General features: G+C 52.7%; 21 protein-coding genes. 8 read left to right on the top strand and 13 right to left on the bottom strand.

Annotation, left to right across the window (positions count from 1 at the left end; genetic code table 11):
- Positions 1 to 24: 24 nt before the first annotated feature.
- Both QOY30_RS06010 and QOY30_RS06015 read right to left on the bottom strand, forming a co-directional pair.
- Complete coding sequence (locus QOY30_RS06010; protein ID WP_283743720.1) at positions 25 to 1,176, bottom strand: hypothetical protein; 1,152 nt, start codon at positions 1,174 to 1,176, stop codon at positions 25 to 27.
- Positions 1,177 to 1,476: 300 nt separating this feature from the next.
- Positions 1,477 to 2,004 carry a response regulator gene (locus tag QOY30_RS06015; RefSeq protein ID WP_283743721.1) on the bottom strand — a complete coding sequence of 176 codons (528 nt, stop codon included), beginning with the start codon at positions 2,002 to 2,004 and terminating at the stop codon, positions 1,477 to 1,479.
- Between the two features lie 360 nt (positions 2,005 to 2,364).
- Here QOY30_RS06015 and QOY30_RS06020 point away from each other — a divergent pair, with 360 nt between their 5' ends.
- Entirely contained in the window at positions 2,365 to 2,985 is a 621-nt protein-coding gene (locus QOY30_RS06020) for a hypothetical protein (protein WP_283743722.1), read from the top strand.
- A 124-nt stretch (positions 2,986 to 3,109) separates the two neighbouring features.
- Here the strand turns inward: QOY30_RS06020 and QOY30_RS06025 are convergent, their stop codons facing one another.
- Positions 3,110 to 4,420, bottom strand: coding sequence for an ABC transporter ATP-binding protein (locus QOY30_RS06025; RefSeq protein WP_283743723.1), 1,311 nt, complete (start codon positions 4,418 to 4,420; stop codon positions 3,110 to 3,112).
- A gap of 11 nt (positions 4,421 to 4,431) precedes the next feature.
- Positions 4,432 to 6,162, bottom strand: a complete 1,731-nt coding sequence (locus QOY30_RS06030) for an ABC transporter permease (RefSeq protein ID WP_283743724.1) — start codon at positions 6,160 to 6,162, stop codon at positions 4,432 to 4,434.
- 133 nt (positions 6,163 to 6,295) lie between these two features.
- Between QOY30_RS06030 and QOY30_RS06035 the strand changes: the two genes are divergently transcribed.
- The gene (locus QOY30_RS06035) at positions 6,296 to 7,216 is read left to right on the top strand and encodes a DMT family transporter (RefSeq protein WP_283743725.1); all 921 of its coding nucleotides are present in this window, start codon (positions 6,296 to 6,298) and stop codon (positions 7,214 to 7,216) included.
- A gap of 6 nt (positions 7,217 to 7,222) precedes the next feature.
- Here the strand turns inward: QOY30_RS06035 and QOY30_RS06040 are convergent, their stop codons facing one another.
- Positions 7,223 to 9,721 (bottom strand): cation-translocating P-type ATPase, encoded by a 2,499-nt coding sequence (locus QOY30_RS06040; protein ID WP_283743726.1) that lies wholly within the window; start codon positions 9,719 to 9,721, stop codon positions 7,223 to 7,225.
- Positions 9,722 to 9,874: 153 nt separating this feature from the next.
- Here QOY30_RS06040 and QOY30_RS06045 point away from each other — a divergent pair, with 153 nt between their 5' ends.
- Positions 9,875 to 10,171, top strand: coding sequence for a hypothetical protein (locus QOY30_RS06045; protein ID WP_283743727.1), 297 nt, complete (start codon positions 9,875 to 9,877; stop codon positions 10,169 to 10,171).
- 29 nt (positions 10,172 to 10,200) lie between these two features.
- A complete protein-coding gene (gene gloA / locus QOY30_RS06050; protein ID WP_283743728.1) occupies positions 10,201 to 10,587 on the top strand; it encodes a lactoylglutathione lyase in 387 nt (128 codons plus the stop codon).
- Between the two features lie 9 nt (positions 10,588 to 10,596).
- On the opposite strand, the gene QOY30_RS06055 is transcribed toward gloA, so the two are convergent.
- From QOY30_RS06055 to QOY30_RS06065, 3 genes are all read right to left on the bottom strand, one after another.
- Entirely contained in the window at positions 10,597 to 11,040 is a 444-nt protein-coding gene (locus QOY30_RS06055; protein ID WP_283743729.1) for a YiiD C-terminal domain-containing protein, read from the bottom strand.
- 101 nt (positions 11,041 to 11,141) lie between these two features.
- Positions 11,142 to 12,899, bottom strand: coding sequence for an ATP-binding response regulator (locus QOY30_RS06060; RefSeq protein ID WP_283743730.1), 1,758 nt, complete (start codon positions 12,897 to 12,899; stop codon positions 11,142 to 11,144).
- Complete coding sequence (locus QOY30_RS06065) at positions 12,889 to 13,599, bottom strand: LuxR C-terminal-related transcriptional regulator (protein WP_283743731.1); 711 nt, start codon at positions 13,597 to 13,599, stop codon at positions 12,889 to 12,891. The genes QOY30_RS06060 and QOY30_RS06065 overlap by 11 nt, the downstream gene beginning before the upstream one ends.
- Positions 13,600 to 13,823: 224 nt before the next feature.
- Between QOY30_RS06065 and traF the strand changes: the two genes are divergently transcribed.
- The 4 genes from traF to QOY30_RS06085 all read left to right on the top strand — a co-directional run bounded on the left by traF (position 13,824) and on the right by QOY30_RS06085 (position 19,566).
- Complete coding sequence (gene traF, locus QOY30_RS06070; protein WP_283743732.1) at positions 13,824 to 15,131, top strand: conjugal transfer protein TraF; 1,308 nt, start codon at positions 13,824 to 13,826, stop codon at positions 15,129 to 15,131.
- A 41-nt stretch (positions 15,132 to 15,172) separates the two neighbouring features.
- Positions 15,173 to 17,200, top strand: a complete 2,028-nt coding sequence (locus QOY30_RS06075) for a hypothetical protein (protein ID WP_283743733.1) — start codon at positions 15,173 to 15,175, stop codon at positions 17,198 to 17,200.
- Between the two features lie 69 nt (positions 17,201 to 17,269).
- Positions 17,270 to 18,127, top strand: coding sequence for a hypothetical protein (locus QOY30_RS06080; protein WP_283743734.1), 858 nt, complete (start codon positions 17,270 to 17,272; stop codon positions 18,125 to 18,127).
- Between the two features lie 68 nt (positions 18,128 to 18,195).
- Complete coding sequence (locus tag QOY30_RS06085; protein ID WP_283743735.1) at positions 18,196 to 19,566, top strand: fibronectin type III domain-containing protein; 1,371 nt, start codon at positions 18,196 to 18,198, stop codon at positions 19,564 to 19,566.
- A gap of 11 nt (positions 19,567 to 19,577) precedes the next feature.
- Here QOY30_RS06085 and folD read toward each other — a convergent pair whose 3' ends face one another.
- The 5 genes from folD to QOY30_RS06110 form a co-directional block, all read right to left on the bottom strand.
- A complete protein-coding gene (gene folD, locus QOY30_RS06090) occupies positions 19,578 to 20,432 on the bottom strand; it encodes a bifunctional methylenetetrahydrofolate dehydrogenase/methenyltetrahydrofolate cyclohydrolase FolD (RefSeq protein ID WP_283743736.1) in 855 nt (284 codons plus the stop codon).
- A gap of 17 nt (positions 20,433 to 20,449) precedes the next feature.
- The gene (gene ppa, locus QOY30_RS06095) at positions 20,450 to 20,998 is read right to left on the bottom strand and encodes an inorganic diphosphatase (protein WP_283743737.1); all 549 of its coding nucleotides are present in this window, start codon (positions 20,996 to 20,998) and stop codon (positions 20,450 to 20,452) included.
- Positions 20,999 to 21,088: 90 nt separating this feature from the next.
- On the bottom strand, positions 21,089 to 22,156 hold the full coding sequence (locus tag QOY30_RS06100; RefSeq protein ID WP_283743738.1) for an alkene reductase: 1,068 nt from the start codon (positions 22,154 to 22,156) through the stop codon (positions 21,089 to 21,091).
- A gap of 65 nt (positions 22,157 to 22,221) precedes the next feature.
- Complete coding sequence (locus QOY30_RS06105) at positions 22,222 to 22,788, bottom strand: YceI family protein (protein WP_283743739.1); 567 nt, start codon at positions 22,786 to 22,788, stop codon at positions 22,222 to 22,224.
- 32 nt (positions 22,789 to 22,820) lie between these two features.
- Positions 22,821 to 23,399, bottom strand: a complete 579-nt coding sequence (locus tag QOY30_RS06110; RefSeq protein WP_283743740.1) for a YceI family protein — start codon at positions 23,397 to 23,399, stop codon at positions 22,821 to 22,823.
- Positions 23,400 to 23,409: the final 10 nt, after the last annotated feature.

Raw genomic sequence — 23,409 nt, forward strand, 5'->3', positions numbered from 1 at the left:
GTGTTCCCATGCTGTGCCAGGCGACTAGAAAACGAAGTCAACAACTGCGGAGATGATATGGAACGTTGTACCGTAGAGAATAACGTTCGCCGGAACATTGATGAGGTAACCGTTTGAGTTGTCGCTGAGTGTGACGCGATCATACTGTATTTTGAAATCGAAATTTCTCACGAAGTCCCAGCGTACACCAAAGCTGTCCGTACTCTGCGCCCGGTTGGCCAATTGCAGGTCGTAAGCGCTCGGTGGCGGAGAAGATTGAATGAATGAACCTGAGCTATTCTGGCTGTGTGTCAAATACGGTGTGAACTTATTGATGCGATAACCGGCGCTGACATACATCGCGCTGGATAGATAAATTGAGCGACGCTGCATCCACTCGGACATGACGAACCAGTTGCCCGGGTCGTAGTTGGCCCCGACAGAGACATCGCTGTTTTGTATCCATGGCCCGGTCATCCCCGTCAAAATATACTCGGTCGAGGACATTCGCTGCTGGTAGCCGGCATGATAGGTGGCCTGTCCATATTCCAGCGTATCGAATATTCCCCACATTTCTTTGGAAGTCGTAACGCTGTTAGGCCTGTCGAGGGTGTTTCTACCGTATATGGTCTTGAAAGTATTCACAGCATCCCCGATCTCGGCGCGGTACATTGCATCTATGCCATCGCTGCTCGGAATGGAAAGTTGATGGTATAGATCTACGGGCGGTGTGACCCAGGTATAGCTATATCCGACATCCCAATTTTCGGAGTCCATGAAAGTTGGCAGTGCGATGCGTCCGACCCTCATGTAGAAATTCGGGGTAAAGGCATATTTCACGCTGAACCATTCGATCTCCGGGCGGTAAGTGCCGTCGGCGTGATATTCCGAATCAACTTGTAGCAAGGCCGAGACTTTAGGGGTGAAATTGGCATTCAAGTGCGCCGCAAACCTGCTGTTATTGGTTGCTGACCAATCGTTGCTCAAACCGGCTCCCTTGGGGGTGGCAGTGTCCACAACGTAATCTCCCATGCCTTGACTGGAGTGTGATAAACCAAGCGTGCCGAACCCACCCAATTTGAAGGTCGGTTGATCCGCTACGACATTGTTCGAGGCCAAGTTGGTTTGATCTGCGTCAGCGATGGAAATACCGACTGAAAACAGCACAAGGACAACCAGACAATTCAGTTTTGTCATAAGGTCCACATTAATATGAAACGATCATGTTTCATGGCTCAGTTGATTTCAGAATATTTCAAACGTTGCGTTCAAACAACTCATGCCACCGGTATATCTGCAGCAATTAAATTGCCAAGGGCAGCATCGTGATGCTGAATTTCATGATCAACGTTCAGCTTGCACGTAGCAGGCCGATTCAAAAATACAACCTTCCTGAACCAGTCCAGCGAACAGTCGACAGACATGAAGGGTATAGCCAACATAAACACGGCCTGTCGTGGGCGGTACCTTCGTTGGTGGGCACGGCTTTCCGGACGGTCAGAATTTTACGAAAGGACTGCCCCAAAGCATTTTTATCACTTCTACCAGTTCGGAAGATGACTGCTTTGCACTACCTTGCAGGCGAACATTTTCATTCCTGAGATAATCCATCACGAACTTGATTTTGATATGAGTCTTGACGCGCGCAATCAGTATGGGGGCGTTAATGGGCTTGTGGATAAAGTCTGAAGCGCCTACCGCAAATCCCGTTTCTTCATATTCATCTTCATTCTTGGAAGTGATGAAAATAACCGGTATGTCCACGAGTTTCGGATTGGCTTTCAGGCGACGGCAAGCCTCAAAACCATCAATATCCGGCATCATGACATCCAGCAAGATCAGGTCGGGAGGATTTGCAAATGCATCATCAAGCGCAGCTTTCGCATTGTTAAACAATTTCAACGAATATTCCTTCGCTAAAATCGATTCCATGATCATCAGATTTTCATCGGCGTCATCAACAATCAAAATTGTGGGGCGTACCAACACCGTAGGCTGGGTTCTGGAATCTTCTATATTATTCATTTTGTTCTCCTTGAAATATTGATCCGTCCATGATCAACCATACCTTAAATGATATGTATATGGCATCAATTTTAAATCATTCTCGACACGAACAAACAAAAATGCAATGCCACTGCCAGAAGTATCGGTCGAACCTGACAAACGGTAAGGCTAAAACGATAAATGGCTGAATTGTTTTGCGGGCCTTTAGTCTGAAAGTTCTCCGGATTGCACCGGGCAAGGCGTAAAGTTATGTATCCCTTTGTGCAAAATTCCTTGCGTTGCATCAATCTGGCAGGATGAAGCAAGCATGCGATTGCCGGAAGAGTGGGGCTATGTGATACCAACGATCTGTATGAATTTTTTGATAGAGGAGTATCCGTGAAAGGAACCGGAAGCGGCAGTAAATTATTCTCATGGAACACGGCAGGGCGCATCGGCTTTACTGCCATCTTTTTTTTCTGGATATACATGACCTGGAATAGCACGGCAGATTTGGATAGCAAATTGAATTCAGCCACAGACCAGAATACTGCGATCCACAATATTCAGGTTGATTTCAAAAATGAAATTCAGCAATGGAAAGACCTGCTGCTGCGCAGTACCAATCGGGATGCTTTGGACAAAAACTGGAACGCTTTTGAGGTGGTGTTCCGGAAAGTTTCCGCGGAGGCGCAGGACATTATTCGTGAAAGCGAATCGCCGGCAGTCAGTACCCAGGTTAAAGCTTTTGTCGATGCACATGAGGCGAATCGCGAACTATACAAAAGCAGTGTGGAATTGCTGATCAGGGATGGCTTTGATCCTCGTCCGGCCGATGTTGCCGTCAAGGGTATAGATCATCCTTTGCTTGAACACCTCGAAGCTGCCGAAGCAAGCATGGTTGAAGATAAAAAACGAATAAACAAGACGCTGGTCGATGCAGCGCGAAATAACATAGAGCAAAATCTTTTTGCCTTGGCTTTCCTCGCATTGTTGGCAGTGTGGATGCCGAAATACTGAACCAGTCTGCGCATGTCTCAGACCGAATCGGGCGCACTTTGCAATGATTCGGGTTGCCAGCCAGCCTGCCGGGCGCGGATGCGGCACACCGGGGAATTGGGTCGCAGTGGTATTTGTCCGCTCTCTATTCAGAGACAGCTTCCTTGTCTTTCGGAATTTGAATTATTCCGGTGTTGAAGTTGTATTCGAACAGATCTCCATAACGTCCCCATTCGATGGCCACACGCAAAGCCGAGATTGCCTCGGCTTCGTTCAATGTGAAGCGCAGCAACCGAAGGAACAGGTCTTCGTGCAAATCGCCGGATGGGTCCTGCTTCAGGCCGAGATGGATGTAGGCGACCAAAGGCACGTTTTCTATGAGTTGCCGACCGAAGATCAGTTGGCGTTCCGGTGTGTTGGCATGCACATATTGTTCGCCCAGAGGCGTGATGATGATGTCGCCATGATCGAGGTGGGCGAATCCCAGCAGGGTTAGCGCCCGCGACACATTCAAGAGTTCCTGGTCGGTGAGTTCCGTTTCTTCAGCCAGCTTGGGCAAGTCCGCACGACCGAGGAAAGGCTCCTCGGCCAGCAGTTCCAGAATACCTTCCATGCGGGCGATGTCCGCCTCCGGCAAGCGGTCGCCCAGCTGCAATTTGACTTCTTTCTCGGTGACACGTCCCGGGCGCATCGCGCCCGCTGTCATCAGCCCGTATACGTTGTCGATGAGGATGCGGACTTCCTGGCTTTCCACTTCTCTCGGACGTGAAAGAGTCACCGGCAGTTCATCCCGGATGCGTCCCGGATCGCTGGCGAAGATCAGGACCCGGTCGGCCATCATGACCGCCTCCTCGATATTGTGTGAGACCACAAGGATGGCCTTGGTCGGCAGCTGCTTTGTCTGCCACAGTTCCAGGATTTCGTCGCGCAGGCGCTCTCCGGTGAGCACATCGAGCGCCGAAAATGCCTCATCCATCAGCAGAACTTCGGGTTCCAGAACCAGAGCGCGGGCGATGCCGACCCGCTGCCGCATGCCGCCCGACAACTCGCGGGGCAGGGCGCCCTCAAATCCCGACAGCCCGATCAGCTCTATCGCGGCCTCGGCACGCCGTGCCCTGTCGGCGGGCGCCATTCCTTTCGCCTCAAGTCCCAATTCCACATTCTTTTGCACAGTGAGCCAGGGGAACAAGGCGAAGGACTGGAACACCATGCTGATGGAATGTGCCGGTCCATACAACGGAAGTCCCCGATAGAGTACCTGGCCGATATCTGCCGCAATCAGTCCGGCCATGATGCGCAACATGGTGGACTTGCCCGATCCGGACTGGCCCAGCAATGCCACGATCTCCCCCTCGTTCAGGGTGAAGTCGACACCTTCCAGCACGGATCGGGAAGTGCCGTCCGCGGAACGGAAAGATTTGCCGACAGACTTGAGTTCGATGACAGGTGTAGCCATTGCGTGAGTCCTTAGAAATGCAGGCGGTCCTCGGCCATACGATAAAGCCGACGCCATACAAAATGATTGAATCCCATGACAAAAATGCACATGACGCCGATCCCCAGCGCAATCCGCGGGAAATCGCCTATGGCCGTCTTTTCGGCGATATAGCTGCCGATGCCGTGAGCTTGCACTGTGGTGGTACCCCAGGTCACATATTCCGCAACGATGCTGGCGTTCCACGAACCGCCGGAAGCCGTGATGGCACCGGTGACGAAACTCGGGAAGATCGCCGGCAGCAGATAACGGCGCCATTTGAGCCAGCCGCTCAGTCCCAGATTATGCGCGGCGTAACGCAATTCGGTCGGGACCGTGGATGCGCCGGCGATGACATTGAACAGGAGATACCACTGCGTGCCCAAAATCATCAGGGGCGACAACCAGATATCCGGATTGAGCCCGAAGCGAACGACCACAACGACGGCAACGGGGAACATCAAATTGGCAGGGAAAGAGGCAAGGAACTGGATGATCGCCTGTGCACGCGATGCCAATCGGGGATTCATTCCTATCTTCACGCCGATCGGAATCCAGATCAGCGCTGCCAGAAAAATCAGGATGACCACGCGCAGCATCGTATAGAAACCCAGCACGCAGACCCGACCCACTTCACTCCAGCCGACTTCGGTATGAATAAAGTGAACAAGCATCCACAAGGCATAGAAGACAACGGCGGCAATGGTGGCATCCCAGATGCGTTCCGGGGTCGACGAATGTTTATGCGGTCGTGCCCGAATCGACGTGCCGTCGTAACGGAGCCGGAAAATCGCGAACGATCGTTCCAGCAGTCTGCCGAATGCAACTACGACCCCTTGCATCCGTTCGGTTCGGCGCACCCAGTTGAGCAGCCATGAGTTCTGCGCCGTTTCGCTGCCGGATTCCTCGAAGCGGAATTTGTCGGCCCAGGCAAGCAGGGGTCTGAAGAACAATTGATCGTAGAGCATCACGCCGATCAGCATTGCGCCGATGGCCCAGCCGATCGCCTGGAGATCGCGCTGTTCTATGGCCAGGGCGATATAGGAACCGATGCCGGGCAGCTTGATGTTCTGGTTGGAGACCGAGATGGCTTCAGAGGCAACGACAAAGAACCAGCCTCCCGACATGGACATCATCATGTTCCAGAGCAGGCCCGGCATGGCAAAGGGAAGTTCCATCCGCCAGAAACGCTGCCAGGCGGACAGCTTGAACACCATGGCAGCCTCGACCAATTCGGCAGGCACGGTGCGAAACCCCTGATAAGCGCTGAACGCCATATTCCAGGCTTGAGAGGTGAAAATGGCAAATATCGCGGCGCATTCGACACCGAGCAGGTTGCCCGGAAACAAGGCAATGAAGGCGGTGACGGTAATGGATAGAAAACCCAGAATCGGGATCGACTGGAGAATGTCCAGCAACGGAACCAGGACCTTTTCTGCGGCGCGATATTTTGTTGTCAGCGCGGCGAATACGCAGCTGAAAAGTATGGAAGCGCCGAGTGCGATGAACATGCGCAGGGTTGTCCGCAGCAGGTAATAGGGAAGATTGATGGGGTCCAGGGAGAGCGGCAGGACTTCGCCTAGTTGATAAGGGCGCGCCATCTGATTGGCACCGTAAGCGAGCAGGACGAATATGGCCAGCACCATGGGCAACAAGGCCCAATCCCAGCGGTTTCCACCGGCTTCAACAACTTGTCTGGGAAAATATTGCTTGCGTGCATTCATAATTCGTTCAGTTTTTCCGATTGGATCCCGACCAAGACGTTCAGCTTGGCGTCGGCGGAGTATAGGTGTCCGCAGGATGTTTCACAATTGATTGAATTGACCATGCAGGCACGACACCGTATATTTCAATCCCATGCAGACACGCAGCACCTTCGCCAATCGGGACGCATTTCTAGGTGTCACTTTTGCCCTTCTCGCCGCGGTCGGTTTTTCGGCCAAAGCCATTCTGGTCAAGCTGGCCTATCACGACAGCGTGGATGCAATCACTCTCCTGGCTTTGCGCATGGTGTTCGCGGTGCCGTTCTTCATCGGCGTGGCGATCTGGGCGAGGCGGCATCATGCCGAGCCGCTCGATGCGCATGATCGCCTGCTTGTACTGGGGCTGGGGTTCGTCGGTTATTACCTTTCCAGCTATCTCGATTTTCTCGGGTTGCAATATATCTCTGCCGGACTGGAGCGCCTGATCCTGTTCCTCTACCCGACCATGACGGTGATCATCTCGGCCCTGCTCTACAAGCGTGCCATCGGCAGGATGGTTATTGCGGCGATGGCACTGAGCTATGCCGGGATTGCACTGGTGTTCCTGCATGATGTGGGCGCCAGGGAGGGCAGCATCGTGCTGGGCGCATCGCTGGTATTCGCCAGCACCTTGTCCTACTCGATCTACCTGGTGGGGGCGGGACATGCCATCGCGCGCATCGGCACGATGCGCTTCACCGCCTACGCCTCCCTGGTTGCAAGCGCGGCTTGTGTGCTGCAATTCCTCGCGATGCGCCCGCTGGCTGCGCTTGAATTGCCGGTGCGGGTGTACGGGCTTTCCATTGCGATGGCATTTTTTTCCACGGTGCTGCCGGTGTTCCTGTTGTCTTTCGCCATTCGCCGCATCGGTTCGGGCAGCGCCTCGCTGATCGGCTCCATCGGCCCGGTCAGCACCATCTACATGGCATATGCGATTCTGGGAGAAAGTATCTCGTGGCTGCAGATTGCGGGATCGGCGCTGGTGCTGGCCGGCGTGCTCGTCATCAGCCTGAACAGCAAACGCGAGACTAAATAGAGTGGTTTAGCGGGCAAGCTTGCGTAAAGTGACCCTGCCGACATCGAACAACAGCACAATACCGACGCCAGCGATAAACGCAGTCAGCGAGTGCTGCACCGAGGGCGGCTGGAAAGAAAAGGCTCGCGCAATCGCGGGGATATTGGTAATGATTACCAATCCAGACAATGTTCCGGCGAGTACCCACATGGCAACTGTAGAAGGCATGGAAAATATTTGATGCCACGTTTGCTGAGGGGAACGAACGGAAAGAATGAGCGCGGCATTCGCCGTGACCAGAACGATGAATGCCAATGCGCGCGCTTCTTCAGCCACGATGTATGCCCGCAGGCTCCACATGTAAAAAACCACAACAGCCAGCGTGACCAGCGCGCCTTGTGCCAGGCTCACGAAGAGATGCCGTGATGAAATCAGATGCTCGGTATTCGAGCGCGGCGGCTGTTGCATCAGGCCCGGACTGCCTTCTTCGGCTTCGAACACGATGGAGCAGGCGGGATCGATGATCAGTTCCAGGAAGGCAATGTGTATCGGTGCCAAAATCAGTGGCAGCCCGAAAAACAAGGGCAGGATGGACATGCCGATGATCGGAATGTGGACGGCGAGGGTATATACCACGGCCTGGCGCAGGTTGGCGAAGATACGGCGTCCCAGCCGGATGGCGGAAACGATCGCGTTGAAATCGTCTTCCAGTAACACCAAAGATGCAGCCTCGCGGGCGACGTCGGTGCCGCGTTTGCCCATGGCGATGCCGATGTGAGCCGCCTTCAGCGCGGGTGCGTCGTTTACACCGTCGCCCGTCATGGCGACCACATCGCCGTTGGCCTTGAGTGCTTCGACGATGGTGAGCTTCTGTTGCGGGGTAACACGGGCGAAGACATTCACCGAAGCGATGCGCTGCGCCAATGCAGCCGCGTCCGTTTTTTCCAACTCATCGCCCGTCAGCAACTTGCCGCTATCGATACCGGCGGCGGTCGCGATGGCACGTGCAGTACGCGGATGGTCGCCGGTGATCATGACGACGCGTATCCCGGCGCGATGGCATTCTGCGACCGCATCGGCCACTTCCGGGCGCAGCGGGTCGGCAAGCCCCACCAGACCAACGAATTCGAAATCAAAATCATGCTGGATGTCGGGCCAGCTTTTGTCGACGCTGTATTTTGCCTTGGCCACACCCAGCACGCGCAAGCCCTGGTCAGCCATGAGCTCTGCATCCTGATTCAGGCGTTGCCTTGCTTCCCCGGTCAGATGGCAAAGATCGGCAATCGCTTCCGGCGCGCCCTTGGTGGCGACGACATCATTTTTGCCCGAATCGTTGCGCCACAGATGCGACATGGCAAAAAGTTCCGGTGAAAGTTCGTATTCCCGAGCCAACGCCCAATCGGGATGCAAGTGTTCCGTGTTGGCCAGATATTCGCGGGCAAAGCCGTGGAATGCGAGTTCCATCGGATCGTGTGGATCAATCTCGCTGGCCAGTACCGCATACTCAAGCAACTCGTGATAGGCCTCGGGCAGTCCGTTGTGGGCGAGGTCGGCAGTTTTCAGCAGCTGTCCGGCGACGGACAGAGCGGTCAAATTCATCCGGTTCTGGGTCAAAGTCCCGGTCTTGTCCACGCACAGCACCGTCGTTTCGCCCAGCGTTTCGATGGCATTCAGGCGACGTGTCAGCACACGCTGACCGGCGATGCGGCGCGCACCCAGGGCAAGAAAAACGATCATGATGACCGGGAACTCCTGCGGCAGAATGCCCATTGCCAGTGTGATGCCAGCAAGCAAACCGTCCAGCCAACCGCCGCGCAGCATCCAGTAAAGCAGGGCCAGGGTGAGACACAAGCCGATTCCGATCAGTGCGAGGCGTTTGGTCAGCAGGCCGATTTCGTCACGTAGCGGTGACGATTCGATGGCGATGCTTTGCAGCGATTTGCCGATGCGTCCCAGTTCGGTCTGGCCGCCCACTGCGGTGATGCGAACCAGCCCCTGCCCGCGCACGATCAGGGTGCCGGCGAAAACCTGGTTGCCGTCGGCGAACTTGACCACCGCTTCGGATTCGCCTGTCAGCAAAGATTCGTCGGCAGCCAGTTCATGCGCCTGCAGCACGGTGCCATCCGCGGGAACGCGATCGCCTTCGACCAGGATCGCAATGTCTTCGCGCACCACCTCGCGCCCGGCGATACGCGTCGGCACACCGTCCCGGATCACCAGGGCCCGCGGGCTGGAGAGATCGCGCAAAGCTTCTAGGGCGCTCTCGGTGCGCCGTTCCTGCAGGATGGTAACGACCATGATGATCACGACGAAACCCACCAGTATCAGGGCTTCACGCGCATCGCCGAGTGCAAGATAGATGGCGCCGGCACCCAGCAGCAGCAGGAACATCGGCTCGCGCACGACTTCGCCAGCAATGGCAAACAAGGTGCGTCGCTGGTCCGTACTGAGTTCGTTCGGTCCCTCGGCGTCCAAACGGTCTGCCGCATCTTGGTGACTCAGGCCCGGCGGAAATGCAGTTGTCATGACAGATCAAAAGCCTCGAATTTTGTGCAAACTAAGGTGACCAACTATAGCAAACTGGTGCACAGAATCTTTTATTTGGAGGTCTGTTTGCCAAGTAGTTCTGCAGTTTGACGAAGCGTATACTGAGCGTCATCGCAAAATTTGGGGAAGAACATGCTTCGCAAATCGATACCCGTCATGCTGCTCGTTCTGTCAGGAAGCCTCGCTACAGCAAATGCGCAGGCGATGCATGATCCGCAACGCGGCGAGCTACTGTATTCGAACCATTGCATCGCCTGTCACAGCACCCAGATTCATTGGCGCGACAAGAAGCTGGCCAAGGACTACCAAAGCCTCCTCGCCGAAGTTGGACGCTGGCAGAGGTTGGGTGGGCTGGGATGGAACGATGAAGACATATCGGCGGTTGCGCGATATCTGAACACGCTTTACTACCTTTATCCGGCGCCGTAAATACATCATCACACTTCAGGAACACAACGATGCGAATACTTCACACGATGATCCGGACTGGAGACCTTGATCGCTCCATCGATTTCTATACCAAAGTGCTGGGCATGAAGCTGCTGCGGCGACATGAGTACCCCGATGGGAAATTTACCTTGGCCTTCCTCGGCTATGGCGACGAGAGCGAACAATCGGCGATCGAGCTGACCTACAACTGGGGTGTCGATCGATACGACCTGGGCACAGGCTACGGCCATATCGCCCTCGAGGTCGACGATGTCTATACCGCCTGTGACGAGATCAAGAGACTGGGCGGGAAGATGGTGCGCGAAGCGGGTCCGATGAATGGCGGGACGAGGATCATTGCGTTTGTCAGGGATCCCGATGGCTACATGATCGAGCTTATCGGCAAGAAAGCCTGAGCTGCCAGCTCAGGACAGGGTGGCGACGAAGTCTCCCTCAAATTCGCCAACCTTCTGCCCATTGCATTTCAAAACCGACGGGATGTTGATGCGGGCGCGTTTGTATTTCAGCAACATGGCAACAAAGCGTTGCCATTTTTCCGGCGCAGGTGCAACAGCTTCGGCAGTGAACTCCCCCGTGATGGGCTGTTCGTAGTTCATGCTGCTCTTTTGGACCACGAGGTCTGCATTGATGCTCGCATCTACCAAAGAGACATAAAGCAATCCCCACGCCGACAGAACGGCGACGGCAGAGGCGCTACCGCCGAAAACGGTGCCATGATGATTGGTGTTGGGTGCCAGCGGCGCAACCAGGCGTACGACTTGCGGTGTGGCTGCTTGGACTGCTACAGCCATCGCGCCGGAAAGCGGTATATGGCTGTGGAAATATTCCTGCAGTGCATGCGGTGTCATTGCGGGAATGCTGGCATACAATAAATCTCTTTCATGATCTGTTAACCGGTGAGACGCATGTAAAGTTGCGTTGAATGAAGTCTAGCGAAAAAAGGAACACGCTATATTGGTTTGAATAACCCTGTTAAAGTCTGCTGCAACAGCCATGGTTGTATAGGCTTGTGCAGGGTTTTCAGATTCGCCTTGCTTGCTTCTTGTATCGCGTGTTGGCTGGTATCGCCAGTAATCAGCAGGGCAGGAATATCACTCCCAAAATGTATTCTGAGGTTTTGGATTACGTCAATTCCGTTGTTGCTACCTGCCAGACCGAAATCGGAAATCACCATATCGATTGCCTTATTCTGATGGTGTATCTGCTCCCGTACATCATCTTCGGATTCCCCGGAAATTACTTTGCAACCCCAGTTTTCCAGAAGGGAATGTATCCCTTTCCTGATTAGCGCCTCATTTTCGATTACAACAATAAGTCGATCTTGCAGGTCAAAATTTGACAATGCAGATTTTTCGATTGGATTTATTGAGTTTTTAGTTATTTCATTGCCCAAAGGCAAAGAAATTGTAAAACAAGATCCATGCCCTAACTTGGAGCTGACCGTAACCGTTGCGTTCAGCAGCTTTGCAGCCCGATCAACAATGGCGAGGCCGAGTCCAAGCCCGCGTTGGCGATCCCTTTCCTTATTGTCTACCTGGAAGAATTCGCCAAAGATCGCCCGCAGGTATTTTTCCTGAATTCCAATGCCAGTATCCCAGATCGCTATCGCCAAACGATTTTGCCGACGACGACACCCTACGAGGACCTTGCCAGTATGGGTATAGCGCAGCGCATTGGAAATCAAATTGCGTAGAATTTGTCCCAGCAACCAAGGATCGGTTTCAAGGCAATTGGAAGTCTTCACAATACGCAGACGAATTCCCTTTTGTTTAGCCAATGGCATAAATTCACTTCGTATTTCATCAAGCAAATTCTCCAGATTAACCACCTGTGGCTCGCACTTGACTGTATTCGAATCAAGTTTGGAAATATCCAGCAATGAATCCAGCAGATTACTGATTGATTTTACAGCTTGCTGTGATCGGGAGAAGTAGTGCTCCCCCTTTTCAGTCAAGATTATTTCGGGACGGATCAGTTCCTGAAAAATCATCAATGCCTGTATGGGTTGGCGCAAGTCATGGCTTGCCGCTGCGAGAAACCTGGCTTTCGCCCAGCCAGCCTCTTCGGCGATTTTATATTGTTCCGCTAATTTGTTCGCCAGAATTTCATTGTCGAAACGCAATTTCAACGAATCGATAAATGAATAGTGATGTTTTGTTGCCTGCCAGAGAATCACGGTGATAAAAACAGTCAGCATTACGCCGAGAATTAGGTGCAATCGGTCCTGTACGGTGTAGAACCAGAGCGTCAATGGAGTAAGCGAAGTGACGATGAATGCTCTGGAAGGAGCTGGGTAGGAAAAACCCTCCAACGTCGAAGCGGCAGCGGCAACGGATGTTACTGCTGCGATAAACACTTGGAATGGCACGGATACATATGTGCTCATGATTGTGTTCGTAAAGCCCCAGCCTGTACCCGCAACTGCGACTAAGAAAACTTGACCGGCTTCCCACTGTTCCGGCGATTTGGACGTTGAATTCCGGCCATATTGCCAAATCAAATATGCACGTGCGCCGGTCGCGGCATAGACAATTACCAACCCGGAAAGCCATGACCATGTGGGAACATATTCAACCACTACCCAAATGATCAGCGTGAAAACGACAGCGCCTGCCAGATTTTGATCGTTTGAATCCTTGAAAAAAGCCTTGATTTTTTCTGCGGCAACCGCTTTGTCGGTTTCAGTCTGCAGCAGCTTAGTTGTCATGAATGCGCTCATCCGACTTTCGCGTCCTGCTATGCCGACCAATGGAGTGTTCGACTTGGGCAAGCAAGTAGACCGCCTCTGCTCGGGAATGTACGCCTAATAAAGGGAAAATATTACCCAAATGTGTCTTGACAGTGCCATCGCTAATTTTCAATTTCTTGGCTATGGAACAATTACTCAATCCATATACCAGCAAGCGCAATATCTCGAGTTGTCGAGGTGATAGCCGTTCAATCGCGGAGGTCACACTGTCAGTATCCCCGTGAAACGGGAGACTTCCTCTTTTCAAACCACTCAAGCGTTCTTTGACGCCCATTTGCGGAAGATACACTTCGCCAGCCAGAGAACGGGTCAAGGCTGCGGAAAAATCGGAGAAAGTAAGTGATTTCGGGATGAATCCCATAGCGCCAGCTTCAATGGAACTTCGTATCAAGCGTGGATCCACTTCACCGGAAAGCACAACAATGGGTATCTCCGGAAACATCTGGATCGTTTTGGTAGTCACCTGACTGACTTCCATTTCATTAAGCTTCAGGTCCAGCAGTACAAAATCAAAGCTTTGTTTGTTGTTCGATACCAGCTTTTGCGCTTCAGCCAGCGACGCCGCTTCCAGAAGCGTTGCCTCTGGATTGTCACGTGCAATTAGCGAAACCAAACCTTCTCTAAACAAGGCGTGATCATCAATGATAAGTAATCGCATGGCTGGTTATTTACAAGCTCTTTTTGTTAGTAACCTGACGCAAAACGCAAAATAAGAAATTCTACGTTATGCGTAATGTACATGAAGATTCTGAATTGGCATACGGCATTCGCAGTACTCCAAACGCCGTATTTTGCAAACCTAATTGGTTGGGTAGCATCGTGTCAAATCAGGCTAAACATTGGCCTTTCAATAAACATGGTCTTTGCAAAAGGTTTTTAAAAATGAAGAAAAAACTGCTAAATATAAATCCAAGTCAAGCCACTGTGGTCGTGGCTATGTCCTGCCTCTCTCTAATCGCTTATGCCGATGACAGCACATACGATCCCCGTGCCGTCGCAATGGGTGGTACAGGGGTAACCACTTCCAATACACGCAATGCGGCTTTTCAGAATCCGGCGATGTTGGCGTCGACGCCGCGCGATTCCGTGGCGTTTGAATTTCCCATCATTTCATTACGGCTTCAGGATGAGAACAATCTTCATTCGGACGTGAGTACGCTCAAAAGCAACACCAATGCGTTGAGTTCCGCCATCAATGCCTTCCAGGCCAATCCTTCTCAAATCACTGCAGCTACGGCAGCTTCGGCGATCACCAATTTCAACAACTCGTTGGCACAAGCTAGTAATAAGTCATTAATGGGCGATATTTTTGCGGGAGCCATGCTCGGGATCCCAGGCAAAAATTTTGCGTTTTCCTTGTTTGTCGATGAACGGGTAGAAGCGGGCGCACTCTTTGCATATGCGACGGCAGACCAGGCAACCCTTTCCAATATATCGTTAGCGCTGAACAGCTGCGCCGCCAACCAGGCAGCCTGCGCTTCCGCAGCCACCACGGTGAATGGGCTTGCCCCGAATGGCACAGTGAATAATCTGCAATCGCAACTATTGGTTCGCGGAGTGAGATTTAAAGACGTTGGAATAACCGCTGCGCATCATTTTGACTTTCTCGGCGGGATTGATATGGGCGTCACGCCTAAAGTCTCGCAACTGACAACCTATGACTATGCTGTCAACGCACAGTCTACGAGCTTGTCCTTGAATCAGGGCGAGAAAGGATACAGTTCCTACAATATGGATGTTGGTGTTTCAAAAACATTCAAGGCTGCAGATATGTTCAAGACCTCAGACAAAAATGAAGTCAAGGTTGGAATGGTGGTTAAAAACATGATGTCCAGAAGCTTTACGACGATTCTCGGAAATACCATCACTGTTAAACCTCAGGCCACCGTCGGTGCAAGTTACCTGACCGACCTGACCACTACCGGAATTGATCTTGATGTCATCACTAACCAGCCGGTTGTGAGCGGATTCAGCAAGGAGTCGCAGTATCTGCGGTTTGGCGCGGAGTTCGATGCCTGGCGTTGGGCGCAACTACGTGTTGGTTACCGCCATGACTTGAAAGGCAACTATCCGAACCTGCCTTCCGTGGGCCTTGGCTTATCTCCCTTTGGATTGCACGTTGACCTTTCCGTGGCCTATGCGAGTCAGCAAGAAGCAGTCTTGAGTATGCAAACTGGGTTGAATTTCTAACAAGCATTTCGTCATAGTTGACAGAAGGGCAGGTAACGAACATGAAACTAAAAATTTCACATTGGACAAAGACACCGATGGTAATGGCTATCTTGCCGGTACTTCTTGTGGCATGCGGAGGAGCGGGAAGTTCAAGTTCCACCTCTACCACATCACCAAAAGCTTCAGGTATTACTTTATCCGGCGTCGTTGCGTCCGGCTATCCTGTAATCAACGGCGGAGGGTATGTCCTGGATGCATCAACGGGAAACACGATTCCGTTTACCACAAATTCAAGTGGAAATTACAGTGTCAGCGCAACGGGGCAAGGTCCCTTCTTGCTTCACGTCATTGGGGTAAATTCAGGCGGATCGCCCGTCAATATGTATTCTTTGGCAACAACGGGTAATGCCAATTCAACTACCAACATCACTCCTCTCACGGATATTGTGCTGGGCTATTCATCAGGGGTAAGCACCCAATCTCTTGAAAGTGCATGTACCGGTAATATTTCCGCATGCCCGGCGCTACTAAACACAATTTACGGGAAATTGTCAGCGGCCAATACAACTTTCGTGGCTGCGGTACCAGCGGGTTTATCGTTCCCAAGTGGTTACAATGTTTTTACAACACCATTTACAGCTAACCATACTGGTGTGGATCTTGTGATGGATCAGATTATTGTGACTCCGGCGGGATCAGGAGCAAGCAGCTATATAGTCTCATCCATATCCGCCCCGACAACACCGGTGATGACTGTCCCGACTACCGGTACTGCCGGTACGCAATCGACGACCTCCATTACTACGGGAACCATTAGTACGGCTCAGGCGGCTCAAGCTGCAAATCTTTCGTCCGTCCTTACCACTACCACAGAAATTCCAAAAGTATTTGCGACTTTGCAAAGTGCATTAAATCAAGCTACATACCCGCTTCTTGTGACGACTCTGACGCCGCTAATTGACGTTTCCTTTTTGGATGACGGTCAAAGTGGCGCTACATTCCTGACCCAAAGTGGACTTGGTAACGAATTTCCGTTAGGCGAGACGGTTACGGGCGGCGCGATTGCCCCCTATTCTAGCGCTCCCTTTACCGGAGTCACACCTGCACCCAATGCGACTTTTGACGCAGGCAACTGTGTTACCTCTGTCTGGGTGCATATCGCTAACCACGGTGTAAATTTGGGTTCCGGGATGCAGGGTGGAATAATCAAACTGATTGATACCGGATATAACCCCACTACATGTTTGGGAGGATCTTGGACAATTGCCGGTAACCAAAGAAATTACAAGTCCACCGTACTTGCAGAAAGCTGGAGTGGCGCTGCCAGTAGGTCGGGTTTGCATTTGCATGTGCCCAATACCAGTACCGCTGCCTCAAGCAGACAACCAAATCCATATACCAAAGCCGTTATTGGTGGGGCTGGGCTGGTTGCTTATGGAGATTGGCAAATAAACGGCAACAACGCTACACCAATTCCTGTGACGTTAACGCCTGCGGATCCGAATCTCAATTCAGATAGTTATATCCAAGACCCATACTATTCTTCATCTACCCCAAATTCATATTATGCAGCGGATGGTTCTACCGGGATCGAGGGGAACAGTCTCTTGGTCTCTTGTACTTGGGTCGCAAGCCATACTAGTGGCTGGGGGGCGGCAACACCTACTACTCCTTGCTTCAACGCTAACGCGGTGGCCGGAAGTGATTACACAGTCAGCTTTTATAATGGCGCTACCCTCGTGGAGACGCATATGGAGAGGCTTCAAGTTACTCCACCGGCGAGCGTTCCTGCAAGTTGGTTTGCAACGATTACGGGGGTCTCTCCCGCTGGTTCGACTTCCCCAATAAGCGTGACGGTGAATTGGACAAAGCCAACCGGATCATATTCAAACGCCGTTTTACTCAATATGAATGATTCGGCCAATGGCCAAACAGTCAACAACACCTATTACGGTCCTAATATCAACGACGTTACGGCTACTGTGACAATGGGTCATTACTATGGCACTCCAGGAACGAATACCAGCTATGCTTTTGTGCAAACGGTTTATAACAATATGTCACTAATTGCGGTCGCTGCATTTTAATCGAATTCAATGTATGTCACCCGAGGGAGCCTGGCTTCCTTGGGTGATGCGTCTAAAAGGGATAAGCCGATGTTAACAAACGCCTCGTTCCGCACGATTCTTGTCGGGTTAATTTTTGTCGCTAATGCTGCGCTTGCGGACGATACAAAATCAGACGGTTTGTCCGATAAAGGATTTTCGTTTTTCGTCGGACTGGCAGGCTCATCAGTGCGCTATCAGGAAAATACAGGTGCCATAAAATCCAAAGCCCAGACTAACAACCTGATAATTAATAGTGGTGCGCTTTACGCAATAGACCACGATTATCTGCTGTCCATTGAAAATCAATCTACGTTCTATCCCGGGAATGCAACCGAATCGTGGAACGCCACCAGTCCGTTCAGCGCAGGTGGGTATTCATTCAATACAGGATTGCTTCAACAGGACGATTTCAGTCTTTCTCAATCCAGTACCCGTCTTTTTCTGCATAAACGAATCGCAAATGAGTGGTTTGTGATGGGAGGGCCTTCGTTTAATACCAATTCGTTCAAACGCAGCGCATTTGTAGCGGCACAACCCGGAGTAAACACCAGTTCGGTTGTTGAAGAAACAGCGAGTGAGATATTGGTCAATTTAGGGATAGGGTTAGAGTCAGAACAAGTACTCAATAGACCTGACCACTATTCTTTGAGTCTCACTGCCGGCGTTCCAGTTTGGCGGAGAGTGACAAATACCGACAATCCGGGCGATACCTTTACAAACATACAAGGATACGATGTATGGCTTGAAGGCCGGTATAGCTGGGCAATTAAAAATAATATCCAGATTGGATTGTGGGGGCAATTGTCTAATTCTTCTCGTGGAAGCCAGACAATAGGTTTAGCGGAGTTACCAAACAGTAGGCTTGAAACTGCCGGTTACGGACTGGAACTACTCTGGAAACTTTAAGAATAGGAATCAAAGTGAATCAACTGCAACGGGTTTAGATAAGAATTAATTCATATGGAGTGATGATCATGACTGATTATTTAGTTACCCCCGCAGCTGGCAGAAAAGGAATCCCGGCAATATCGCAATTGTTTGTTATTGGGCTGATGTTGGCATTGGTTGGGTGTGGTGGCGGAAGCAGTACTACTGCTACGACTACAACCAATCCCTTATCTTTGGTTACTGCACCAGGGGCACCGACGGGCGTTACCGCTTCGGGTGGCAATACCACAGCAGCAATAAGATTCACGCCGCCGACCAATAATGGCGGTGCAGCTATTACCAGCTATGCCGTGACCTCCACCCCGGGAAACATCACCGCCAAAAGCACCGCCAGCCCGATTTCAGTCACAGGATTAACCAATGGCACGGCCTACACTTTCAAGGTTACAGCCACCAACAGTGCGGGCACAGGAACTGCATCGAATGCCAGTAATTCCGTTACACCTTCTGCGAATCCTCCTGCGTCAGGAGCGACTACGGCTGTTGGCAATTACATTGCCGATCATCTAACGCCGGGTTTTGTGGGCTCGTGGGCCATCACCCCTGCTTCGGCTGTAGTTGCTTCTGAAAGCACGCTGGTAGCGACTGCAACGGCAAATACTTACAACAACACTTATGTTGAAAAGTTATTGGCTGGCACAACTTGGGGGACTAATCCAACCCCTTGGTTTGGGGCCTGTTACGATTTGATTCCAACAGGGTGGCTGCAATGTCCTTCTACCGGGACATGGGTCGACAGCGGCGACGGCAGCACAATAATTCTTACGAACACGGGAGAGCCCGCCCTTGCGGTCACCATGGTGAGCACTAGTCTGGCAGGCACTCCCATTACATGTACCTCACCAACTACGGGACTGGTTGTCACTTGTTCCGTGCCGGGCAACTATCCTGCAGGGGCGGTGAGTTTCACACAAACCTATGGCTCGGATTGGTATTCTCTATGCGGTTTTGCATATTGCACAGCATTAACAGATTCATCGGGTGCCGCGCTAACTGCCTTGCCGAGTGTTGGGGCTACTGGCCCCACCTTCTGCGATACGGACAATTTTAGTGTTCTTCAACCGATTAATCCCGCACCAGCACCGGGGAGTAATAACTATAACGTTTTTAGTACTGCTAGTTGCCTGGCATCTGACATTGCCTCTGCCATCACGACATCAGCGGTCGGTACTGTCCTAGTAAGCATACAAAGTACAGGCAATACGGTGGTGCCGACGGTACTGCGTTTGTCGGCAACCGGTACTCTCGCGTGGATGAACAACTACATCTATGGGGTAAGGGCGGGCAACGTCTGGTACGGGTGGATGACTCCTAACGGGACGGTTGGGAATAATGAGGAAAACAAGATTGCGATCAATGCAGAGCTGGTTGCCAATGGGATAACTCCGCTGCCCTAAGGTAGCGCACTTTATTGGCCCGCCGCCCGCTCGGCCGCCTGCACCGTGTTGGCCACCAGCATGGTAATGGTCATCGGGCCGACGCCGCCGGGAACCGGGGTGATCCATCCGGCGACTTCTTTTGCAGATTCAAAATCCACATCGCCGCACAGCTTGCCGTCTGCCATGCGATTGATGCCCACGTCGATGACGGCTGCGCCGGGCTTGATCATGTCGCCGGTGATCATCTTCGGCTTGCCGGTGGCGACGACCAGGATGTCGGCGTCGCGCGTGAACTTGGCGAGGTCGACGGTCTTCGACGTGCAGATGGTGACGGTGGCGTTGGCCTGCAGCAACAGCATCGCCATCGGCTTGCCGACGATGTTGCTGCGGCCGATCACGACGGCATGTTTGCCTTCGATGGGTACGCCGGCTTTTTCCAGCAGTGTCATCGCGCCAAAAGGCGTGCAGGGGGCGAAGCGCATATTGCCAGTGGATAGCGCGCCGACGTTGATCGGATTGAAGCCGTCGACGTCCTTGTCAGGGCTGATGGCTTCGATCACCTTGCTGCTGTCGATGTGTTTGGGCACGGGCAGTTGCACGAGCAGGCCGTGTATCTTCGGGTCGGCATTCAACTCGGCGATCTTTGCCAGCAGTGCCGACTCGCTGGTGTCGGCGGGCAGGGCGATATGTTCAGAGTACAGGCCGAGTTCGGCACAGGCTTTCACCTTGTTGCCGACATAGATCTTGGAAGCCGGGTCTTCGCCGACGATGATGACCGCCAGTCCGGGCGAGATGCCGCGCGCTTTCAAGGCGTCGGCGCGAACTTTCCATTCGGCGCGCACTTCCTGTGCGATGGCTTTGCCGTCAATGATGCGTGCGGTCATCGTGGTCTCCTGGCGATTCAGAATTGCGGTTTGTCGGAGGATTTCTCGTAGTTGGCAACGCCAGCCATGATTTCCTTGCGCGCTTCTTCCACATCTCCCCAGCCGCCGATCTTGACCCATTTGTTGGGTTCGAGGTCCTTGTAATGGGCGAAGAAGTGTTCGATTTGTTTCAGCACGATCTCGGGCAGCTCGGTATAGTTTTTCAGGCCGCGATACAGGGTCGAGAGCTTGTCTACAGGGACCGCCAGCACTTTGGCATCGAAACCGGATTCGTCTTCCATCTTCAGCACGCACAGCGGGCGACAGCGCACCACGACGCCGCTGTTCAGCGGGACGGGGGTGATGACCAGCACATCGACCGGATCGCCGTCGTCGGAGAGTGTGTGCGGGATGTAGCCGTAGTTGCAGGGGTAGTGCATCGCGGTATTCATGAAGCGATCCACGAAGATCGCGCCGGACTCTTTGTCCACTTCATATTTCACGGGCTCGCCATGCATCGGGATCTCGATGATAACGTTGAAGTCGTTGGGAAGGTCTTTGCCGGAGGGGACTCTGTTCAAACTCATGGTGCGACGCCTTTAGGTGGAAATTGAAAGGCGCGAATTGTATCACCGGGCGGCAGTCTGCCAAAGACCGCCGCCCGGTGCCGATACGAATTAATAATCGGTATAACCTTTTTCGCCGGGCGTATAGAAGGTGGCAAAATCCGGCGCAGTCAGTGCTGTTCCATTTTGCAGCTTCTGTACCAGGTCCGGGTTGGAGACAAACGGACGCCCGAAAGCCACCAGATCGCCGCGCTGTGCGTCGAGGTCAGTATTCGCCCGAGCGGCGTCATAACCACCGGAAAGGATGTACTTGCCCTTGAAGTTGGCGCGGATCTTTGACTTCAGTTCCGGGCTGACTTCCGGCGCTCCCATCGAGCTGTGATCGACTACGTGAATATATACAAGACCGATGTTGTTCAGTTCCTCGATCAGGCGTAGATACAAGGCATCCGTCTTGACGTCGGAAACGGTGCCGTTGAACGCACCATAGGGCGAGATGCGCATTCCGACGCGCTCTGCGCCGATGGCCGCAACGGCAGCCTTGGCCACTTCCACCGCAAAGCGGATGCGGTTCTCGACGCTGCCGCCCCATTTGTCGGTGCGCTGGTTGGTGGCGGTATTGAGGAACTGATCGATCAGATAGCCGTTTGCTGCATGCAACTCGACTCCATCAAAGCCGGCTTCGATGGCCCGCTTGGAGGCATTGGCATATTCAGCGATGGCCTGTGTAATATCGGTTTCACTCATTTCGGCGGGAGCCGGGTGTGGCTGCATGCCATTGCTGTCTGTCCACATTTCTCCCGGTGCCGCGACGGTCGAAGGGGCAACAATCCTGGTTCCAGCGGCCATGTTGGCCGGATGGCTGACGCGGCCGGTATGCATCAACTGGATGAACGTTTTGCCGCCCTTGGCATGCACTGCATCGTTCACTTGTTTCCAGCCCTTCACCTGCTCATCGCTGAACATGCCGGGGATGCGTGCATAGCCGAGCCCGTTGGGGGAGGGGGATGTGCCTTCGGTGATGATGAGACCCGCTGTTGCGCGGTCTGCGTAATATTTTGCCATTAGCTCGTTCGGCACGTTACCGGTGGCGCGCGAACGCGTCATTGGCGCCATGACGACGCGGTTCTTCAGTTGCAGCTTGCCAAGTGTGGTGGGGGTGAAGAGGATATTGCTCATGTCATACTCCTTGCCTGCTTGACTATAAAATTCCCTCCCCCGTGAGGGAGAGGGATGAAGCGTTATTATTGCTTGATGGACTCAACCGGGATGGACAGGGTTACTTCGTCACTTACATAGGGCACGTACTTGGCCATATTGAAATCCGAGCGCTTTACCTGAACTGTTGCATTGGCACCGCAGGCATCTTTTTTCATGATCGGGTGGGGCATGCACATGAAGGAGGTTACAGTCAGCGTTACCGGCTTGGTGATGCCTTTGATCGTCAAATTGCCTTCGACCGCAACCAGCTTGTCCCCTTCAAACTTCATCTTGTCCGACTTGAAAGTAATGGTGGGATATTTTGCAGTGTTGAAGAAATCCTCACCCTGGATGTGTTCGTTGAATAAGGCATATCCGGTATCGACCGATTTTGCATCGATCTCTACATCTACAGATCCGGTCTTGGCGGCGCGATCAATCGTGACAGTGCCTTTTACCGTATCGAAACGGCTGAGCTGGGTGGAATAACCGAAGTGGCTGTATTCAAAACGCGGCTTGGTATGGTTGGTGTCGAGCACGTAAGTTTCGGATGCGGCAAAAGCGACCGAAGACAAAGAGGCGGCTAAGGCCAGGGCAACTAATCTTTTCATGGTGTTCTCCTAGGTGGTGGATAAAGGTAAAGCTACTTCTTGCTGGGTGATGCATTGACTACAACGTGAAACTTGATCTGGATTTCGTTGGCGACCGAACTGACATCCGTCCATTCCCCTTCGCCGATCGCATAGTCGAGGCGCTTGATTTCAAAGGCGCCCTCGAATATTCCGCGCTTGCCGTCGGACTGGAAGGTGACGGGTGCTGCAACATCCTGCGTCCTGCCCTTGATACTGAGTTTTCCGAGGGCCTGATAACGATTGCCACCCAATGCCTTGATTCCGGTCGAAACAAAGCTGGCGGTAGGATAGTCCTTGACGTTGAACCATTTTTTACCGACCACCTCTTCATTGCCTTCTGCCGAGCCGGTGTCGATGCTGGACAGGTCAATATCGATGCGAGCCTGCGCTTTGGCCAGTTGGGTCGGGTCGAATGAGAGTTGTGCCGAGAACTTGTTGAACTTGCCGTCCAGCGGTACGCCCATTTGCTTGAAACCAAAAGTGACCGCGCTGTCATTCGTTTGCACTTGCTTGAATTCGAGCGCCATGACCGGGCTGGTTATCAGTATCAGGACGGCAGCGCCGGTTAAGCACTTGAACAGGGTGTTCATTCGTTGCTCC

The sequence above is a fragment of the Sideroxydans sp. CL21 genome (assembly GCF_902459525.1).
Lineage (GTDB): Bacteria > Pseudomonadota > Gammaproteobacteria > Burkholderiales > Gallionellaceae > Sideroxyarcus.

Bases quoted from the DNA above. Each gene is read 5' to 3' on its own strand.
- gloA (WP_283743728.1), top strand. From the start codon at position 10,201: ATGCGAATACTTCACACGATGATCCGGACTGGAGACCTTGATCGCTCC.
- QOY30_RS06040 (WP_283743726.1), bottom strand. From the start codon at position 9,721: ATGACAACTGCATTTCCGCCGGGCCTGAGTCACCAAGATGCGGCAGAC.
- QOY30_RS06085 (WP_283743735.1), top strand. From the start codon at position 18,196: ATGACTGATTATTTAGTTACCCCCGCAGCTGGCAGAAAAGGAATCCCG.
- traF (WP_283743732.1), top strand. From the start codon at position 13,824: ATGAAGAAAAAACTGCTAAATATAAATCCAAGTCAAGCCACTGTGGTC.
- QOY30_RS06030 (WP_283743724.1), bottom strand. From the start codon at position 6,162: ATGAATGCACGCAAGCAATATTTTCCCAGACAAGTTGTTGAAGCCGGT.
- QOY30_RS06100 (WP_283743738.1), bottom strand. From the start codon at position 22,156: ATGAGCAATATCCTCTTCACCCCCACCACACTTGGCAAGCTGCAACTG.
- QOY30_RS06055 (WP_283743729.1), bottom strand. From the start codon at position 11,040: ATGACACCGCATGCACTGCAGGAATATTTCCACAGCCATATACCGCTT.
- QOY30_RS06065 (WP_283743731.1), bottom strand. From the start codon at position 13,599: ATGCGATTACTTATCATTGATGATCACGCCTTGTTTAGAGAAGGTTTG.
- QOY30_RS06060 (WP_283743730.1), bottom strand. From the start codon at position 12,899: ATGACAACTAAGCTGCTGCAGACTGAAACCGACAAAGCGGTTGCCGCA.
- folD (WP_283743736.1), bottom strand. From the start codon at position 20,432: ATGACCGCACGCATCATTGACGGCAAAGCCATCGCACAGGAAGTGCGC.
- QOY30_RS06035 (WP_283743725.1), top strand. From the start codon at position 6,296: ATGCAGACACGCAGCACCTTCGCCAATCGGGACGCATTTCTAGGTGTC.
- QOY30_RS06105 (WP_283743739.1), bottom strand. From the start codon at position 22,788: ATGAAAAGATTAGTTGCCCTGGCCTTAGCCGCCTCTTTGTCTTCGGTC.
- QOY30_RS06075 (WP_283743733.1), top strand. From the start codon at position 15,173: ATGAAACTAAAAATTTCACATTGGACAAAGACACCGATGGTAATGGCT.
- QOY30_RS06010 (WP_283743720.1), bottom strand. From the start codon at position 1,176: ATGACAAAACTGAATTGTCTGGTTGTCCTTGTGCTGTTTTCAGTCGGT.
- QOY30_RS06025 (WP_283743723.1), bottom strand. From the start codon at position 4,420: ATGGCTACACCTGTCATCGAACTCAAGTCTGTCGGCAAATCTTTCCGT.
- QOY30_RS06080 (WP_283743734.1), top strand. From the start codon at position 17,270: ATGTTAACAAACGCCTCGTTCCGCACGATTCTTGTCGGGTTAATTTTT.
- QOY30_RS06015 (WP_283743721.1), bottom strand. From the start codon at position 2,004: ATGAATAATATAGAAGATTCCAGAACCCAGCCTACGGTGTTGGTACGC.
- ppa (WP_283743737.1), bottom strand. From the start codon at position 20,998: ATGAGTTTGAACAGAGTCCCCTCCGGCAAAGACCTTCCCAACGACTTC.
- QOY30_RS06045 (WP_283743727.1), top strand. From the start codon at position 9,875: ATGCTTCGCAAATCGATACCCGTCATGCTGCTCGTTCTGTCAGGAAGC.
- QOY30_RS06110 (WP_283743740.1), bottom strand. From the start codon at position 23,399: ATGAACACCCTGTTCAAGTGCTTAACCGGCGCTGCCGTCCTGATACTG.